General features: G+C 65.2%; 15 protein-coding genes and 2 tRNA genes. 4 read left to right on the top strand and 13 right to left on the bottom strand.

Going from position 1 to position 17,248, the window contains the following annotated elements; all coding sequences use genetic code 11:
- Positions 1-1,062 precede the first annotated feature (1,062 nt).
- Together ACR9ZC_RS21605 and ACR9ZC_RS21600 are read left to right on the top strand one after the other, a co-directional pair.
- Positions 1,063-2,433, top strand: coding sequence for a sigma-54 dependent transcriptional regulator (locus tag ACR9ZC_RS21605; RefSeq protein WP_440561799.1), 1,371 nt, complete (start codon positions 1,063-1,065; stop codon positions 2,431-2,433).
- Between the two features lie 101 nt (positions 2,434-2,534).
- Positions 2,535-3,506, top strand: a complete 972-nt coding sequence (locus ACR9ZC_RS21600) for a thymidylate synthase (protein ID WP_481581865.1) — start codon at positions 2,535-2,537, stop codon at positions 3,504-3,506.
- A 116-nt stretch (positions 3,507-3,622) separates the two neighbouring features.
- Here ACR9ZC_RS21600 and ACR9ZC_RS21595 read toward each other — a convergent pair whose 3' ends face one another.
- Both ACR9ZC_RS21595 and ACR9ZC_RS21590 read right to left on the bottom strand, forming a co-directional pair.
- Entirely contained in the window at positions 3,623-6,136 is a 2,514-nt protein-coding gene (locus ACR9ZC_RS21595; RefSeq protein ID WP_481581864.1) for a DUF6600 domain-containing protein, read from the bottom strand.
- 151 nt (positions 6,137-6,287) lie between these two features.
- A complete protein-coding gene (locus ACR9ZC_RS21590; protein WP_481581863.1) occupies positions 6,288-7,010 on the bottom strand; it encodes an ArsR/SmtB family transcription factor in 723 nt (240 codons plus the stop codon).
- A 184-nt stretch (positions 7,011-7,194) separates the two neighbouring features.
- Between ACR9ZC_RS21590 and ACR9ZC_RS21585 the strand changes: the two genes are divergently transcribed.
- Positions 7,195-7,329, top strand: coding sequence for a hypothetical protein (locus tag ACR9ZC_RS21585; RefSeq protein ID WP_331574050.1), 135 nt, complete (start codon positions 7,195-7,197; stop codon positions 7,327-7,329).
- Between the two features lie 87 nt (positions 7,330-7,416).
- Entirely contained in the window at positions 7,417-7,920 is a 504-nt protein-coding gene (locus ACR9ZC_RS21580; protein WP_331574048.1) for an acyl-CoA thioesterase, read from the top strand.
- A gap of 59 nt (positions 7,921-7,979) precedes the next feature.
- On the opposite strand, the gene fumC is transcribed toward ACR9ZC_RS21580, so the two are convergent.
- The 11 genes from fumC to fdxA all read right to left on the bottom strand — a co-directional run bounded on the left by fumC (position 7,980) and on the right by fdxA (position 17,147).
- Positions 7,980-9,380 (bottom strand): class II fumarate hydratase, encoded by a 1,401-nt coding sequence (gene fumC, locus ACR9ZC_RS21575; protein WP_481581862.1) that lies wholly within the window; start codon positions 9,378-9,380, stop codon positions 7,980-7,982.
- Positions 9,381-9,450: 70 nt separating this feature from the next.
- Positions 9,451-11,112 carry a phospholipase D-like domain-containing protein gene (locus ACR9ZC_RS21570; protein WP_481582736.1) on the bottom strand — a complete coding sequence of 554 codons (1,662 nt, stop codon included), beginning with the start codon at positions 11,110-11,112 and terminating at the stop codon, positions 9,451-9,453.
- 188 nt (positions 11,113-11,300) lie between these two features.
- Positions 11,301-12,701, bottom strand: coding sequence for an MATE family efflux transporter (locus ACR9ZC_RS21565; protein ID WP_481581861.1), 1,401 nt, complete (start codon positions 12,699-12,701; stop codon positions 11,301-11,303).
- Positions 12,702-12,890: 189 nt separating this feature from the next.
- Positions 12,891-13,112 (bottom strand): RNA-binding S4 domain-containing protein, encoded by a 222-nt coding sequence (locus ACR9ZC_RS21560; RefSeq protein WP_331574042.1) that lies wholly within the window; start codon positions 13,110-13,112, stop codon positions 12,891-12,893.
- Positions 13,113-13,248: 136 nt separating this feature from the next.
- The gene (locus tag ACR9ZC_RS21555) at positions 13,249-14,016 is read right to left on the bottom strand and encodes a DUF4088 domain-containing protein (protein ID WP_331574040.1); all 768 of its coding nucleotides are present in this window, start codon (positions 14,014-14,016) and stop codon (positions 13,249-13,251) included.
- 237 nt (positions 14,017-14,253) lie between these two features.
- Positions 14,254-14,577 (bottom strand): AzlD domain-containing protein, encoded by a 324-nt coding sequence (locus tag ACR9ZC_RS21550; protein ID WP_481581860.1) that lies wholly within the window; start codon positions 14,575-14,577, stop codon positions 14,254-14,256.
- The gene (locus ACR9ZC_RS21545; protein ID WP_481582735.1) at positions 14,574-15,254 is read right to left on the bottom strand and encodes an AzlC family ABC transporter permease; all 681 of its coding nucleotides are present in this window, start codon (positions 15,252-15,254) and stop codon (positions 14,574-14,576) included. Before ACR9ZC_RS21545 ends, ACR9ZC_RS21550 begins: the two co-directional genes overlap by 4 nt.
- 170 nt (positions 15,255-15,424) lie before the next feature.
- Complete coding sequence (locus tag ACR9ZC_RS21540; protein ID WP_481581859.1) at positions 15,425-16,252, bottom strand: helix-turn-helix transcriptional regulator; 828 nt, start codon at positions 16,250-16,252, stop codon at positions 15,425-15,427.
- A gap of 156 nt (positions 16,253-16,408) precedes the next feature.
- Positions 16,409-16,484, bottom strand: a tRNA-Asn gene (locus ACR9ZC_RS21535).
- Positions 16,485-16,560: 76 nt separating this feature from the next.
- Positions 16,561-16,636 (bottom strand) — tRNA-Asn (locus tag ACR9ZC_RS21530).
- A 187-nt stretch (positions 16,637-16,823) separates the two neighbouring features.
- Entirely contained in the window at positions 16,824-17,147 is a 324-nt protein-coding gene (gene fdxA, locus ACR9ZC_RS21525; protein ID WP_331574034.1) for a ferredoxin FdxA, read from the bottom strand.
- Positions 17,148-17,248: the final 101 nt, after the last annotated feature.

Below are 17,248 nucleotides of genomic sequence, written 5' to 3'. Positions count from 1 at the left end.
TCGTGGTCCTTGTTGCGGCGGGTGATCCAAACGCCGACTGATCCCAGCGCTCGTTCACCCTTGCCGTATGTCTGCAAGCCTATGAGGATCGCAACGGAAACGCGCGTTGTCTTGCGCACATATCGACGCGCTTCGGATGTGCGGACCATCCGGCACCGCGATGCAATGTGCGAAGGCCGACATAGCGCGGGGGCATCGATCGGGACACGCGGTCTACGCTTGCCGTCGCGGTCATCCGGCGGTCTCGCGATCCGGCGGATGCGTTGCGCGCCGGATCGCTTGCCCGTTTAAAAAAGTGCCCGCCGGGGGACGGAGCACAAACCATACGGACGCCGCGGTGCTGCCGCCACCGCCTGCCCACGCGACATTCCCGCGGCTGGCGCCGGCGCCGGTGTTGGAATAGGTGCCGGACGTGCGAACTCGTCCCACAGCGTCACATAATGAGTCGACGCGCCGACGGGGAATCGTGCGGCTCTCGAATCAGCGAGCCGGGGCACCGGGGGGCACGCCATTTCGCGTGGAGGTGCGAAGCGATGCACGTGCATGACGATGCCTCCGTTCTCCAAGCGAACGAGAGCGAAAGGCGTGCCATGAGGGCGAGATCCTTGCGGGAATTGGCATTCCATTGCGTCTCGTGCAACGGGCCGGCCGAGATGAAGCTGGATTGTTTCAGCAATGAAACGAACGGAAAAAATGCCGTATTGATAATTGTAATCGGGTAAGAAGCGCCCTGTCGCAAAACAGCCACGCGACGCGGCTAATGGAAAGAAGGGACGTTTCGGAAAGGCGCATGCCGACGTGCGCGATAACGGTGTTTCCAATTTGTTACATGCGTCCCGATCCGAAGCCGAGGGCCCTATAGTAAGCTTAGCAAGCAGTCTCATTCCGCGAATAAGGCTGATGCAACGGCCAATGCTATTAATAATTTGTTTCGGGGTCCGTAGTTTCACGGAGAGGACAGAGCGGCAGACTTCCGAGTCGTCGGTAAGTCGTTAGCGCGAAGACGCCATATTTTCGTCCTGCGCCGCCGGCACTATTCGTCATTGAAACGAGGGTTGGTCAATGGAACCCGCTACACGGCAATTGATTTACGTTACACGGGATGCGAATGCCCAATGGAGTGCGCAGTTCCATCAACGTGGCTGGCATGTTGATGTAGTCGCGAACGCACGCGAGGCGCGCCGCGCGATGCGCAGTGGCGAACCGGCGGGCGGTTTGCTCGACTTGTCGAGCCAATTCGACGAGCAGGAAATCGGTGCACTCGAAGCCTGCCTGACCGCGCCGCGCATCGGCTGGGTAGCCGCGGCCGCGCCCGGTCAGCTACAGGACACGGCGTTGCGCCGTCTCGTGCGCGACTATTGCTTCGACTATGTGACGATGCCGTCCGATGCGCGGCGCGTCGCCGATTCGGTCGGTCATGCGTACGGCATGGTCGTGCTCGCCCAGGCGGAAGAGGAAGGTGCCACGCGTGTGGGCGAAGGTCAGATGATCGGGTCATGCGACGCGATGCGCCAGCTTTTCCGCGCCATCCACAAGGTCGCCATGACGGACGCGCCGGTCTTCATCTCGGGCGAATCCGGGACCGGCAAGGAGCTGACGGCCGTCGCCATCCACGAACGATCGACGCGGCGCACGGAGCCGTTCGTGGCCATCAATTGCGGCGCGATTCCACCGCACCTGTTGCAATCGGAACTGTTCGGCTATGAGCGCGGAGCGTTCACGGGCGCAAACCAACGCAAGATCGGGCGTATCGAAGCGGCCCACGGCGGCACCCTTTTTCTGGACGAGATTGGCGACCTGCCGCTTGAAAGCCAGGCGAGCCTGCTGCGCTTTTTGCAAGAAGGCCATGTCGAGCGTCTGGGTGGCCATGAAGCCACGCCCGTCGATGTACGCGTGATCTCGGCCACGCACGTCGATATGCATCGCGCGATGCTCGAGGGCCGTTTTCGCGCCGACCTTTATCATCGGCTGTGTGTGCTGCAAATCGACGAGCCGCCGTTGCGCGCGCGCGGCAAGGATATCGAGTTGCTTGCGCAGCATATGTTCGAGCGCTTCAAGAAAGATGCGAGCCGGCGTCTGCGCGGGTTCTCGCCCGATGCGATCGCCGCGCTGCATAACTATCGATGGCCCGGCAATGTACGCGAACTCATCAACCGCGTGCGCCGCGCGATCGTCATGTCGGAAGGGCGGCTGATTACGGCCAGCGATCTCGAGCTCGCCGATTACGTCGACGTGGTACCGGTCTCACTCGCGCAGGCGCGCGAGGCGGCCGAGCGGCAGGCGATCGAGCTGGCGCTGCTGCGTCATCGCGGGCGCCTCGGCGATGCGGCGCAAGAGCTCGGAATATCGCGCGTGACGCTTTATCGCTTGCTGAGTTCGCACGGCATGCGTCATATCGAAGTGCACCAAGGTTCGCAGCGATTGACGAGTTGACCGGGTAGCCGGGCGCGCGGAGCACGGGCCCAATCCGCGCGCCTTGGTAGAATCGCGTATTACCGCGAACCGGCGCAGGCTGCCGCCTGCCGAATCTCTCGATGAAACAGTATCTCGACCTGGTCCGTACGATTCTCGAAACGGGCACCTGGCAGGAAAATCGCACGGGGATCCGCACCATCAGCATGCCCGGCGCGATGCTGCGTTTCGACTTGCAACAGGGATTCCCCGCGGTCACTACGAAAAAGCTCGCATTCAAATCGGCCATTGGCGAAATGATCGGTTTTCTGCGGGCCTCCCGTAGCGCAGCCGATTTTCGCGAGCTCGGCTGCAAGGTCTGGGACGCCAACGCGAACGAAAATCCTCAGTGGCTCGCCAATCCCTATCGGGTGGGCCCCGACGACCTGGGCGGCGTATACGGTGTCCAGTGGCGCCAGTGGCCGGCCTATAAGGTCCTTGCCGAGGACGCGTCGGCCCGCATCGAAGATGCCCGCTCGCGCGGCTACCAGATCGTGACCCGCTTCGAGGAAGACGGGGTCCCCAAGGTGCTGCTGTACAAGGCCATCGATCAGTTGCGTCAGTGTCTGGATACGATCATGCGTAATCCGACCGATCGCCGCATTCTGTTTCACGGTTGGAATCCGGCGGTGCTCGAGGAAATCGCACTGCCTGCATGCCACTTGCTCTATCAGTTCGTCCCGAACGTCGTGCGCCGCGAGATTTCGCTTTGCCTTTATATCCGCAGCAACGACGTAGGGCTCGGCACGCCGTTCAATCTCGCCGAAGGTGCCGCGCTGCTGACACTGGTCGCGAGGCTGACCGGCTATACCCCGCGCTGGTTCACGTACTTCATCGGCGACGCTCACATCTACGAAAATCAGCTAGCGATGCTCGAGCGGCAACTCGAGCGCACGCCGTACGAGAGTCCGACGCTTTCGATCGCCGAGCGCGTACCGTCGTTCGCCGAAACCGGGCGTTACGAGCCCGAGTGGCTCGAAAAAGTCGAGCCATCCGATTTTTCGCTCGTCGGTTATCGACATCACGAGCCGTTGACCGCGCCCATGGCCGTTTGACGTTCTCTATCGATGGGAGAGCCGCTCGGCTCGAGTCGTGGAGACACGCCCGAAGTGAAAGAAGCCCACTGCGTGGCCGCAGTGGGCTTCTTCACATCGTCCGCTCGGTATTCGAGTCAGCCCTGATGGCGGTTCTCGTGGCCTTGCACTTGGGGGTGCTGAGGCTCGTGCGGCTGCGGTTGCGGTTGCGGCCTCGGTTGTTCGATGTGGGGCTGAGGCTGGGGCTGCGGCCTCGGCTGTTCGAAATGGGCTTGCGGTTGCGGTTGTGGCCTCGGTTGTTCCACGCGCGGCTGCGGTTGCGGTTGTGGCCTCGGTTGTTCCATGCGCGGCTGCGGTTGTGGCCTCGGCTGTTCGAAACGAGCCTGGGGTTGCGGCCTCGGTTGTTCGATGTGCGGCTGCGGTTGCGGCCGGGCCTCTTCGAAGCGAGGTTGCGGCTGTGGCTGCGCCCTGGGCTCCACGCGCTGCGGCGCGGGCGCTTCGGTGCGGGGTTGCGGGGCGGCCTGCGGCCCTTGCGAGCGGGGCTCTATGCGTGGCTGGGGCACATGCGGCGATGCTTGCGGCTCCGCACCCGCGCCAGGTCGCGACATGGCCATCGGCGTTTGCGGACCGTGTTCCGGTGTGCGCTGCGCGCCTACCGGCTGCTGCGGTGAGCCAGGCTCGCCCCTGGCCGCGCCGGGTTGCGCCGAGGGCCCGTGCTGCTGAGCGATGGGCGCGTGCGGTTGCGTCCACGTCGGTTCCTTGCGCATCGGCGCCGCGGCGCTTTGCGCACCTTCGGCCGGACCGCGCTGGCTCGGCGGACGCGGCACGCCATTGCTTGGCTGCGCTCGAGGTTGCAAAGCCGCCATTGGAGCATGGGGCTCTTGTTGCGGGGCGGGCCGGACACCGCCTTGCGCCGCGACGGGTGGCGCACCAGGGCCCGGGTGCGCTTCGTTTGCCGCTCGGTGTGGCTCGATGACAGGCGACTGACGCTCGACGATGCGCACGTTACGTGCGGGCCCCGGGTTGGCCGTCGGGTGCGCCAATTGCGAGGCGACGCCGGCCGGCGGCGTGAGGTGGGCCACGGGGCGCCCGGCCCCGGGCACCTGCCCGCCGTTTCGGGCGAGCCGCTGCGCGAGCGGATCGCGGTAGACAGCAGGTATTGCCGGGGCACGCGTCGCGACGACGGGGCGCTCGCCGGCCGCGCCGGGAGGATGGTAGGTCGCATGGCGCAGCCCCGGCGCGTAGCTCTCACGTACCGGCGCGATGCCGGGCGCGCCGGGATGGAATTGAGCGTTGCGCAGCTGCTGCGGGTCGATGCGCTGCGCGACATGAGCGACGGCGCGGCCCTGTACGAACGCGGCCGCCGGCACCGCCGTGACAGCGCCCGGTGCACGGTAGTTCACGTAGGTGTTGTGAATGTTCGTGATGTTGATGTTATTGACGTTGTTGATGTGCTGATTATTGACGATGACCGTCTGATTGACCCGGTCGTAATACCGCGGACTCCATCCGCCGTAGCTCGGGCGCCAGACTTCGCCGGGGCCGAGCGGGAACCACGCTACGCCCGGGGCGCGTGCGCCGCCGATGGACAGTCCGACGCTCCAACTGAAGCCACTGCCGCCCCCGCCAACAAACGCGACGAGCGCCGGTGCATAGACGGGCGGGGCGCTCACGACGGGGCCCGGGACCCAGCACCAGGACGAACCGGCGTAGGCCCAGCGCCCATAGTGATACGGGGCAAATCCCCACGGCGCGTCGTCGACCCAGGTCCATCCCCAAGGCGCGACCCACGCCCAATGACCGTCGTGGTAGGGCGCCCATCCGGCCGGAACCGCGCGCGGCACCCAGACTTCGCCGTATTGCGGATCGTCCCGCCACGTGCCATTGGCATCCAGATCTTCGTAGCCGGGAACCTCGCGCGAGACATAGCGCGCCGAAATCGAGCGTTCCGCCGCGGCGTCGCGCGCTTCGGCCCATTGGTCGAAGGCATCGGGCGGCGGCGGTTGATCCTCGGCCGCGACCTGCAGATTGGTGCCGGAGAACGTCAACTGCTGTCCGGCCGTGAGCGGCATTTGGCCGTTATCGCCGTATGCCGTGACGGCGCCGCGCCGGACGGTGACCGTCGTCGTGCTGCCGTCGGGGGCGACATCGACCCGGTAATCGCCGGGCTGTGTGACGGCGAGCGCCACGTTGGGGGTATCGACCTCATAGGCGGAGCCCGGTACGAGGTCGCGCACGTGCGTCGAAAGCGTGCCCTGCGTCACTTTCAACTGTGCGTTGCTGTCATCGAGATTCAGAATATCGAGATTGGTCGACGCGCCCAGGCGTACCGCCGTCGACCCGATGTGCAGTTCGGAGCGTGCGTTTGCGTCGTTCCAGAGCTGATCGCCCGTCGTGAGCGGGCGGTTGACCGAGGCGTAGGACCAGTCCGTTGCGCCGGCCGGCTCGGTCGTGACCGTACCCGCCATGTAATTGAGCCGCGCGACGCGGCCGGGCGGATCGGCGCTTTGTCCGGCAACCGGTGCGTCAGCCGACGGGGCGCTCTGCGCGAATGACGGGTGCGGCATCGCCGCGAGCGCCGCGGCGACGGCTAGCGCACAGGCTGTCGCCCGATGAAATGTGACGAGAGGGGAGGTGGTCCGCGTTGTCATGATGATCTCGTAAGCGGGTGCAAGGTGTCGGCATCCGTGAGATCAATGTAGCGCGATCGCCTGTATCAAGGGTCGGTGTTTTGTAAATCCGCGCACGCCCCGTGTAACGAAAAATATCGACGAACGCTGTTGCGCCCGCCGCCACGGGTTCTCAAGCCGCGAGCATCGCCTCGAAATGGCGCCTGCCTGCCGGAGTCACCCGCAAGACGCGCGGCTTTTCCGCGCGCTCCACGCAGCCGCGTTCGCACCAATGCGTGAGCAACGCCGCGCCAAGCGCACCGCCCAGATGCGCACGGCGCTCGCTCCAGTCGAGACAGGTGCAGGCAAACCGCCTGCGACGCGTGCGTTGCCCCGCCAGATCGATGCCCCAGCGACGCAAGCCGTCGTCGCCCGCATCGGTCGTATCCACGACACCGTCACGCTCGATCAGCCATCCCTTCGCGAGCAGGCCGTCGAACACGCGCACCGCCAGCTCGCCGGCCATATGGTCGTAGCAGGTGCGGGCGTAGCGCAGATCGAGGGGCACTGTCCGTGCGGCACGCACGCTCGTGCGTTGCGGCGCGCTGACCTGGGCAACATTGGCCAGCGCTTCCAGGGCGGCGGCCACTTCGGGTGTCGCGATTCGGTAGTAGCGGTGTCGGCCGCGCACTTCGAGTGCCAGCAGCCCGCCTTCGGCAAGCCGCGCAAGATGCCCGCTCGCGGCCGATGGCGAAAGCCCCGCGATGAGCGTCAATTCGCCGGCTGGGCGTGCGCTGCCGTCCATGAGCGCCCATAGCATCGCTGCGCGGCCGGGATCCGCGAGCAGCGTCGCGATGCGGCTCAAGCCCGGGAAGTGGCCGCTTTCGCGGGGATCGTCGGTGAACGTGGAGGTCATGGATTGCTCCGGCGTATTGCGCTGAAGGTTTCACTTTACTCGCCGACGGCATTCGATGTTTCGGGGCGGGCTGAAATGTGGAATCCGGAGTGTGGCTTACTCGAACGCACCGCGAACCCTGAGGGCTGTTGCCCAAGCGGCTAGAATCGCAGTTCATGCAGTGAAGCGAGCGAGGTGGTTTGCGATGAAAGCATGGATAGCGGCGGTGTTGGCCGCATGCCTGTGCGCGGCATGCGCGCAGGGAGGTGGCGGCAGCAGCGGCAGCGGCAGCGTCACGATGTACGGCACGATCGATACCGGCGTCACCGTTCGCAAGTAACGGCAATCGGGTGCCCTCGACGCGAATTTTGCCCCCGTATAATCGGCTCCTTTCAATATGCGCTTTCGCCGCAGCACCGGAGCCCCGATGTCAAACGTCACCGCCCCGCTCGATCGGTCCGAGACGACCTTTCGCTTCCTCGCCGAGCCGACCTCGGTCAACTTTGGCGGCAAGGTCCATGGCGGCGCGCTGATGAAATGGATCGACGAGACGGCCTATGCCTGCGCGGCTGTCTGGTCAGGCCGTTATTGCGTCACCGTGAGCGTGGGCAATATCCGCTTTCGGCGCCCGATTCTCGTCGGCAATCTCGTCGAGCTGCGCGCCCGCGTCGTCGCCACGGGCCGCACCAGCATGCACATCCATGTGACGGTGCATGCGGGCGACCCGAAAAGCGGTCAACTGCGGCTCACGACCGATTGCCTCGTCGTGTTCGTGGCCGTCGATGAAAACGGCACGCCGATTCCTGTTCCGCCGTTCGTACCGTCAACGGAAGAGCAAAAACGCGTGGCGAAGTATGCGATGGACGTGAAGGCGGCGCTCGACGCTATCGTCGAGCTGAAGCCTGAAGAAATGGCGCAAGGCAGGATCTGAGCGGCGCAGCGCCGACACCCTCGGCCCTCGCGCCCCGTGTTGCCCTGCGTGGCGAAGCCTCAGTCGCCGCTACGCCCGACCATATCGGCGGGCCGCACCCATGCATCGAATTGCGCTTCGCTCACGTAGCCGAGCGCCAATGCCGCGGCCTTGAGGGTCGTCCCTTCCTTATGCGCTTTTTTCGCGATTTGCGCCGCCTTGTCGTAGCCGATGTGCGGATTGAGCGCGGTCACGAGCATCAGCGATTCGTTCAGAAGCGCATCGATGCGCGCGCGATTCGCTTCGATGCCGACCGCACAATGGTCGTTGAAGCTTTGCGCGCCGTCCGCCAGCAGCCGGATCGATTGCAGGACGTTGTGCGCGATCATCGGCCGGAACACATTGAGTTCGAAATTGCCGCTCGCGCCGCCGAAGTTGATCGCGACGTTGTTGCCGAATACCTGACAGCACAGCATCGTGACGGCTTCCGACTGCGTCGGATTGACTTTGCCCGGCATGATCGAGCTGCCCGGCTCGTTCTCGGGAATCGTCAGTTCCCCGAGCCCGCAACGGGGGCCGCTCGCGAGCCAGCGAATGTCGTTGGCGATCTTCATGAGGCTCGCCGCGACGGTCTTCAACGCTCCGTGCGCGAACACGAGCGCATCGGCCGCGGCCATCACTTCGAACTTGTTCGCGGCACTGACGAACGGGAGCCCGGTCAGCCGTCCGATCGCGGCCGCGACGCGCGTGGCGAATTGCGGATGCGCATTCAGGCCGGTGCCGACGGCCGTGCCGCCTTGCGCGAGCTCGTACAGGTGCGGCAACGTGGCCTCCAGATGCGCGATGCCGTGCTCGAGCTGCGCCACGTACCCTGAGAACTCCTGGCCCAGCGTAAGCGGAGTGGCATCTTGCAGATGCGTCCGGCCGATCTTCACGATATCCGCGAATGCCTTCGCTTTCGCGTCCAGCGTTGCGCGCAGCGCGGCGAGCCGCGGCAGCAGATGCTTGACGATACCGAGCGCCGCGGCGATGTGCATGGCGGTAGGGAAGACATCGTTGGACGACTGTCCCCGATTGACATCGTCGTTCGGATGAACCTTGCGGTTCTCGCCGCGCTCGCCGCCAAGGATCTCGCTGGCGCGATTGGCGATGACTTCGTTCAGGTTCATGTTCGTTTGCGTGCCCGAGCCCGTTTGCCAGACGGCGAGCGGAAACTCTCCGGCGTGCCGGCCTTCGATGATCTCGTCGGCTGCTTGAATGATCGCGCGCGCCTTGTCTTCGGGCAGCACGCCGAGCTCGAGGTTGACTTCGGCTGCCGCGCGCTTGATCAAGGCCAGCGCATCGATGAGCTCGGGCGGCTGCTTTTCGGTGGAGATCCGGAAATTGAGCAACGAGCGTTGCGTCTGGGCGCCCCAAAGCCTGGCGCTCGGTACGGCGATTTCGCCGAATGTGTCGCGTTCCATACGTACGTCCTCGGTCATGAAGCGCTCCGTCGGTTGGACAATCGAAAATTGAAGGAAGAGAGTTGCATCCGGGCTCGCGGGCTGCTGCTCAGAGCTGCGAATCGATCGGCAGCAACAAGAATAGCCCCGTCAGGACATTTCGTACGAGGCCGGCCTCGGGATCGAGCGACCAACTGCGCAGGTAAGTTGTGTTGCCCGACGTTTCGTTCCCGGTCCAGACGAGGCCCGACACCGGAGCGCCGAGCGCGCGCAGATGCGCGTTTTCTTCGGGCGTGGCCAGCGTCACCCGGAAACTCGCGTCTGGCGACATGGCCCGAAGGATCAGCGAAGCGGTCGCTTGGGCCAGCTTCGGACTGTCGATGAAAAGCGCGAGTTCGGTGTTCAGATGCGCGGAGCGCGGATCGAAGTTCAGCGAGCCGATGACGAGCATGCGCCGATCGATCACATAGGCTTTCGCGTGCAGGCTCGAGCGCGAAGTCGAGCCCAGGAAAATGCGCGAGCCGTTTTGCTGCAGCGGTTGGAATTCGTAGAGCTCGACCCCGTTCTCGAGCAACGGAATGCGATAGGGACTATAGCCCGCCTGTACCGCGACCGCGTCGGTGGAGGCCATCGAATTGGTCACCACCGCTACCCGCACGCCGCGCTGCGTGAGCGAACCGAGCATGTTCACGCCCGCATCGTGCGGCACGAAGTACGGGGAAAGAATCAGCACTTCGTGCTGTGCGTTTTTCAGCAGATCCGCGAGCCGGTGCATGGGCGGACTGCGGTAGCTGCCATCGTCATCGGTGACTTTACGCGGTGAATCGAAGGCAAACTGCGCCGGAGCCCATACGAGGCCGAGTTCTTTCTTCGAGATCTGCACGTCCAGCGATTCGCCGTTGAGCGGTTTTGCGCCGACCGCTTGCGCTTGCGCTCGCCAATGCGCGCGCAATGCTTCGCGAACATCGTGCAGTTCCTGGGGTGCGTAACGGTGTTTCTCGAGCGCGCCGACGGGGTAGGCGAGTGCGCTCGACCAGAAAATGTCGAAACTGCGCGAAACCTGCTGCACGATGGGGCCGGCGGCGAGTACGTCGAGATCGCGAAACTGCAGCGTCGGACTCGCGCTGAAATACTCGTCGCCGAGATTGCGCCCGCCGACGATGGCCACGGAACCGTCGGCGATCATCGCCTTGTTATGCATACGTCGCGTGAAGCGGTCGATGCGCGTGAAGACGTCTTCGGTACGAGCGAAGACGCTGCTGCGGGTGCTGCCGAACGGATTGAACACGCGTACCTCGATCGACGGATGCGTCGAGAGGGCGGCCATGAGGCGCTGGCTGTCATGGAAATTGAGATCGTCGACGAGCATGCGCACGCGTACGCCGCGGTCTGCCGCGTAGAGCGCGGCGGCGAGCAGGAGCCGCCCGGTCGTATCCTCGGAGGCGATGTAGTACTGCAGATCGAGTGTTTTCGTTGCGGCGCGTGCGAGTGCGACGCGCATTTGGAGCGCATCGGTGCCATCGGTCAGCAGACGAAAGCCCGTTTGGCCGGGATGCGCCGCATCGAGCGGGGCGAGCGCTTTGCCCAGAGGTGTGTTTTGCGGGTCGGCGAGCGCGTGGCTTTCGGTGCGATGGAGCGAAGTGGCGGGCGGCAGTGTCGAACATGCAGTCAGCAGCACGAGGGCGAAACCGAGCGTGAAGGTGAGGGCACGCCGTGCTGCCTCTCGCGCCGCGGCGCAGCGAGCGATGTCGAGGCGTGGCTGAACGGGCAACCCCGCGGGATGCGGCGCGGACCGTTTTCGCCTCGATTCGAACACGTTGCAGACCCTCCGTCGCCAAGAATGGTTATTGCGCCGCAGTAAAACCGTCTGCTCTGGCACGAAAAGTCATTCTATGCGCACTGCCCGCAATCCATGCAAGAAGAAGGCCCACGCGGGTAGGGGCCTGGAGTTTGGCGGATTCAGCCTTGCGTCGTTGGCTGTCGGGACGGCGCCGCGCGCGTCATGCGGTGAAAGCGCAGTGTCATGAGAAGCGCGACGCTCGCGAGCCCGGCCGCGAGTCCCCACCACAATCCGCGCGCGCCGAGGCCGGCATGGAATGCAAGCACATAGCCGGTTGGAAAGCCGACGCCCCAATAGCCGAACGCGGCGGCGAGCATGGGGATGCGCGTGTCTTTCAAGCCGCGCAGGCACCCGGAACCGATCGTCTGCATGCCGTCGACGATCTGGAAGACCGCCGCCACGCCGAGCAGCGACGCCGCGATGGCCGCCGTCGGGGCGTTGGCCGGATCGTCGAGTCGCAGGTAGAGCCCGACGATGGCGCGCGGCGCGACGATCAAGACGAGTCCGGAGAGCGACATGAATGCGATGCCGAGACCGAGCGCGACGAAGCCCGCGTGCCGCGCGGCGACAGGTTGCCCGGCGCCGAGCCAGTAGCCGACGCGAACATTGGCGGCCTGGCCGATCGCGAGGGGCACCATGAACGAAACGGAGGCCACGTTGAGCGCGATCTGATGCGCGGCGAGCTGCGTCTCGCCGAGGAGGCCGATCATGAGACCGGTGCCTAGAAAGAGCATCGACTCGACACCGTAGGTGATCGCCACCGGCCAGCCGATGCCGAAGAGCTCGCCCATGAGCGGCATGTTGGGGCGCGCGGCGCTGACGAAGTGGCGGTAGCGCCGGCGGCCGTGCAGCAAGATGACGAGCGCCAGCGCGGTGGCCCAGACGGTGATCGACGTAGCCGCCGCGGAGCCCAGCAAGCCGAGCCGCGGCAATCCGTAGGCGCCATGAATGAGACCGTAGTTGAGCACCGCGTTGACACCCACACTGGCAATCGATATCCAGAGCAGCCGTTTGGCCGCGCCGATGGCCGGCAAGAAGGCGCGCATCATGCCGATGCCGATGAGACTGCCGAGCGATGCCCAGCGCAGCACGCCGGTGTAGGCACCGACGTCGCGCGCGAGCGCGGCCGGTTCGCCGAATGCCAGCAGGATCGGCTGGCTGAACGACAGTAGAACGAACGCCGGCACGGCGAGCAGCGCGGACAGTACGAGGCCGGTCCAATAAATATGCGGCACGCGATCGTCGGCCTGGGCGCCGCGCGCGTTGGCAACGGTGACGCTGACCGAAGTGAGCACCCCTTGCAACAGCGTCACGACGACAAAGAAGATGCCGGCGCCGAGGCCGCCGGCCGCGAGTGCGTCTGCCCCGAGCGAGCCCAGCAGGATGGTGTCGGTCACGCCCATCGCCATTTGCGAAAGCTGGGAGATTGCGAGCGGCGCCGCCAGCCGGGCCGTTTCGGCTGCGTGGCGGGAGAATGTGGGTGGCGCGCCGGCGGCGTGCGAAAGACCTGAGTGCGACATGAGAGATCGAAGGCGCAAAGCGCCAGCCAAAGCGGCTGCGATAGACGGGCGACGGATTGGGTCGAAAGAACGGAAAGCTTATTGCGTTGCGGCGTGCGTGTCGATGGATGCCCCTGTCCGCGGCAGGTGCAACGCATGGCGGCGAATGGCGGGGCAGTGGCAGCGCCGCTTACAAGCGGCGCGAGCGGTTCACGGCGCTTCGAGCACGGCGATCCGTGTATCGCCCAACATGACGACCTGGCCTGCGCGAATCTTGCACGTCTTGCGCAGCTCGGGGCGGCCATCGACCTTGACGGCGCCAGAGGCGACGAGCATCTTCGCCGAGCCGCCGCTATCGGCCAGCCCCGTCAGCTTGAGCAGGTTGTGCAATTCGACGTATTCGCCGGTGAGCGTGAAATTGAGGTTGGCCATGGCAAATGCGCGCACCGAGGGAAGACAGGGCACGCATCATAAGCCAAGTAGCGGGGTGCGGGAATAGGACAAGTCCGATTCGCGTCGACCGACCCGGACCGCATTCGTGCAATGCCGGGCGCGCGGGCCCGCTCCGCTAGCGCTGGCGGCGCTCCTGGGCGCGCGGCTGCTGCGCGGGTGGCATAAAGAAATTGCGCAGCCAGACTGCCATGCGCGAAAAAATGTCGTACGGCTCTTCGACAAAGATTTCGGGCTTGAGCAGGCGCAGGAATTCCATGATCTGCTGAGCTTCCTGCTTTTGGAACGAACCGTGCGCGAGCCCCAGCTTGAGCAGACCGCGTAGCTCCCCGAGTTTCTCGCGCGCGGTGCTGCCGACGCTCGTCTCGCAGGCGATCTTGGCCTCGTAGACGCGCTGGCGCAACGATTCGGCAAGACGCCAGGCGGGCGTCTGCATTTTTTCTTCGAGCGCCAGGATGTCCTTGGCCGACGATTTGATTTGCGCCGAGAGCGGATCGACGAGCGCCGCGTCGCCGCCGGCTTCCTTGACGATGGCCGCGGCCCAGTCGCGGCAGGCTTTGGCCAGCTCCTCCGGCGTCCATTGCGAGCGGTAAGCGAATGCGAAGCCGAACTCCTCGGCTTGTCGCACGAGGATCCCGACGACGTCGGGGAATTCCTTGTCGAGCGTGCGCTTGGCCCATGCGTATTGACCGCCCTGAAGCATGCGCTGCACGGCGTGCTCGGTGAGCGGCACCATGTTGTCGAGCAGCTTCGCGCGCAGGAAATCCTCGAACGACGGCGTCGCGAATTGCGGGTCGAGCTTCAGCGACACGCGCACGAAGGCTTCGAAGTCCTTGTGCAGCGAGGCGATGGTCTCATCTCGAAGAGAAAGGGTGATCTGACCCATGGCATGTCCTGATAGCTCGTCCGTGCGTGTGCGCCGGCGCCGACGCGCGGGCGGGACATCGGCATGCCGTGCGCTTCGCCTCGCGGCCGGGTGCGTGCGCGTGCGCAATCCGCCAATTCCACGCGGCGTCGATGTACCCCAGTACGATGCGTGCAGTCCGGCTGCTGTCCGGCGCACGCGTTTCGTCTGTTTATCGGCCGCCCGAGCCGGAACTTGAGGCGGTTTTCGTGCACCGGATCAGTGCGCGACGAGCCATTGCCAGGCGAAGAACACAATGAGCCCGGCCGCGATCGTGACGAGCGGTCTGCGCGTGGCGGCCGATACGACGCAGGCGGCCAGTGCGCCGACGAGCTGCGGGTTGCGCCAGGTGAGCTCTGGCTGCCCGCCATGCGGCGCTACGGCCATCGGTACGATGATGGCCGTCAGGACGGTGACGGGCACGAAGCCGAGCGCGGTGCGCACGAGCGGCGGGAACGTAACGCGCTCGCCCAGTACGAAGAGCGTGGCCCGGATCAGGCACGTAATGACGGCCATGCCGAGGATGAGGACGACCGCATTCATCGGGTGGCCTCCGCATGCGCCGGCCGGCGGGCCCATGGACGCGAAAGCACGACGCCGACGGCGACACCCCCCGCCACGGCCGCGAGCAACCCGAGCTTGTAGGGCCATGCGGCGCAGGCGAGAGCGAGTACGCCGGCCGTCAGTGCGGCCGCAATGAAGCGCAGGGCGACGAGCTGCGGCACGACGATCGCAATGAAGGTGGCGACCATGGCGAAATCGAGGCCCATCGATTGCAGACGCGGAAACGCGGCCCCGAACAGCAGTCCGACGAGGGTCCAGATCTGCCAGTTCACGTACATGGCGACCCCTGCGCCGAGGAAGTAATGCGGGCCGATCGCCCCGGGCGGGGCGTGACGGTAGTGCGCGTAGGCGACGGCGAAGACCTCGTCGGTCAGGACTGCCGCAAGCGTCCATCGCCAGCGCGCCGGCAGCTTGGCGACATACGGTGCGAGCGTCGCGCTGTAGAGCAGGTGGCGCAGATTGACGATGAACGTGGTCGCCCATACCACGGCGAGCCCGGCATGACCGGCGATCAGGCCGAGCGCGATGAACTGGGCCGAGCCGGCGAATACCGTCAGCGACATCAGCTGGCCCTGCCACAGATGCAGCGGGCCGGAGCTCACGAGCGTGCCGAAGATGACGCCGAACGGCGCCGCCCCGACCATCATCGGGACCATGTCGCGCGCGCCGTCGGCAAATTCGTTGAGCGAAGTGCGTGGGTTCACTGCCGAATCCTCCTTTTCCCACGAGCTTAGCCGTGCGTAGGAAAAGGAGCTTGTATGTTCTTGCTCTGGGTTCTTGCTCCGGGCGCTTACGCAGGCGGCCCCGGACCGCGGCGAGGGAGCGTTCAGCTCGTCTGCCAGCGGCCCGGCGGCACGCCGAACATGCGCCGGAAGTGCCGGGTGAAGTGGCTTTGGTCCGTGAACCCGCTGGCGGCGGCGACTTCGGTGACGGGCACGCCGGCCCGCAACGGGGCGAGCGCGCGTTGCAGCCGGAGCTGGTTGCGCCATGCGTGCGGTGGCAGGCCTGTCGCGCGCGCGAACAGGCGCGCCGCGTGGAACGCGGAAAGTCCGACTTCGCTCGCGAGTTCAGTGAGGCTCAGCGATTCCGTGAGATCGGCAGCCAGCCGCGCCTGCATCGCGGCGACGCGCGGATGATCGATGCCGGCGAGCGCGGCATCGGGCCGCGCTTGCGCATGGCGGGTGACGAGCGTCGTGAACGCGTCGAGAAGGGCGGTCTCGGCGGCAAGCGGATCCGCACCGTTCTCCAGGAGACGATGCGCGCGCGCAATGCGCACGGCCAGATCGGTATCGCGTATCGGCTCGAGCGGAAACCACGGCATCGCCTGCCGCTGGTTCGCAACTTGTTCGGCGAGGCGTTCGATATAGTCGATCGGCACATACAGCACACGGTAGCGCCAGCCAGCCTCGATCGCGCGCGAGCCGGTGTGAACCTCGCCCGGATTGATGACGGGTACCGTGCCGGCATCGGCGACATGATGGGCCCCGCGATAGTCGTAGCCTTCGGCGCCCGCCTCGATGACCGCCACGGTGTACGCCTCGTGCCAGTGCGGCGCGAACGTGTGCTCGCGGTACTCGGCAGTCAGCATCTCGGCTCCGGGCACGAGCGGCGTGCGCCAGTAGCGGGCTGAGTCGCGAAAGCGGGGCAAAGTCATGGGTGTCGATCAAAAAGCGCGCGCGAGCCGCCAAAAAGCTCGCTGGGAGGAGGCGAGCATCATCTCAAAACGGTACCACAGGTGGCGAAGGCGCATGGGACCGCCAAAGCGAAAGGCCCGCCGGATGGGCGGGCCTTTCGCTTGTCTGCGCGTGTTTGGCTCCCCGACCTGGGCTCGAACCAGGGACCTACGGATTAACAGTCCGGCGCTCTACCGACTGAGCTATCGGGGAAAAGACTGGGTGCTGAATCGAACGAGCTCGATGCAAAAGAGCCCGTCTTGAGAACGGGCTCTTCGCGTGCATTCTTTGGCTCCCCGACCTGGGCTCGAACCAGGGACCTACGGATTAACAGTCCGGCGCTCTACCGACTGAGCTATCGGGGAACAACAGCAGAGAAGCGAGATTCTATGGGGTGATGCAGGTACTGTCAATACCCCGGGGTGCTCCAAGCAGGGACTGCCATCTGGGGCAAAGCCGTGCAAGCCGCGCGAGGAGCGGCGGCGGCGGCGCCGGAGACGAACACGCCGGGCGCGCGCACGAACCGGCGCATCGGGCGAGCGTTCCGACGCGTTATCGTTCGAGCTGGCTCAGCTTTTCCGTGACGTCTTTCCACTGATCGGCTTCGGGCAGTGCGCCTTTGGTCTTCGTAATGCTCGGCCAGCCTTTGGCAAGCTCGGAATTCAGTTCGATGAACTGCTGCTGATCGCCGGGGACGTCTTCCTCGGCGTAGATCGCATTCACCGGGCATTCGGCCACGCACACGGCGCAGTCGATGCATTCATCGGGATCGATCGCGAGGAAGTTGGGACCTTCGCGAAAGCAGTCGACCGGACAGACGTCCACGCAGTCGGTGTATTTGCACTTGATGCAGCTTTCGGTCACAACGTGAGTCATTCAAACTCCTGCATACGGAATATCGGGGGAAGCGGATGCCAGGCGAGCAAACGAGATATTGTAGCGTAAGGTAAAGGCCCGATCGGCCAAACCCCCCGACT

Source organism: Trinickia sp. HAY1-2D, from assembly GCF_056754935.1.
This window is presented reverse-complemented; position numbering and strand designations above follow the sequence as displayed.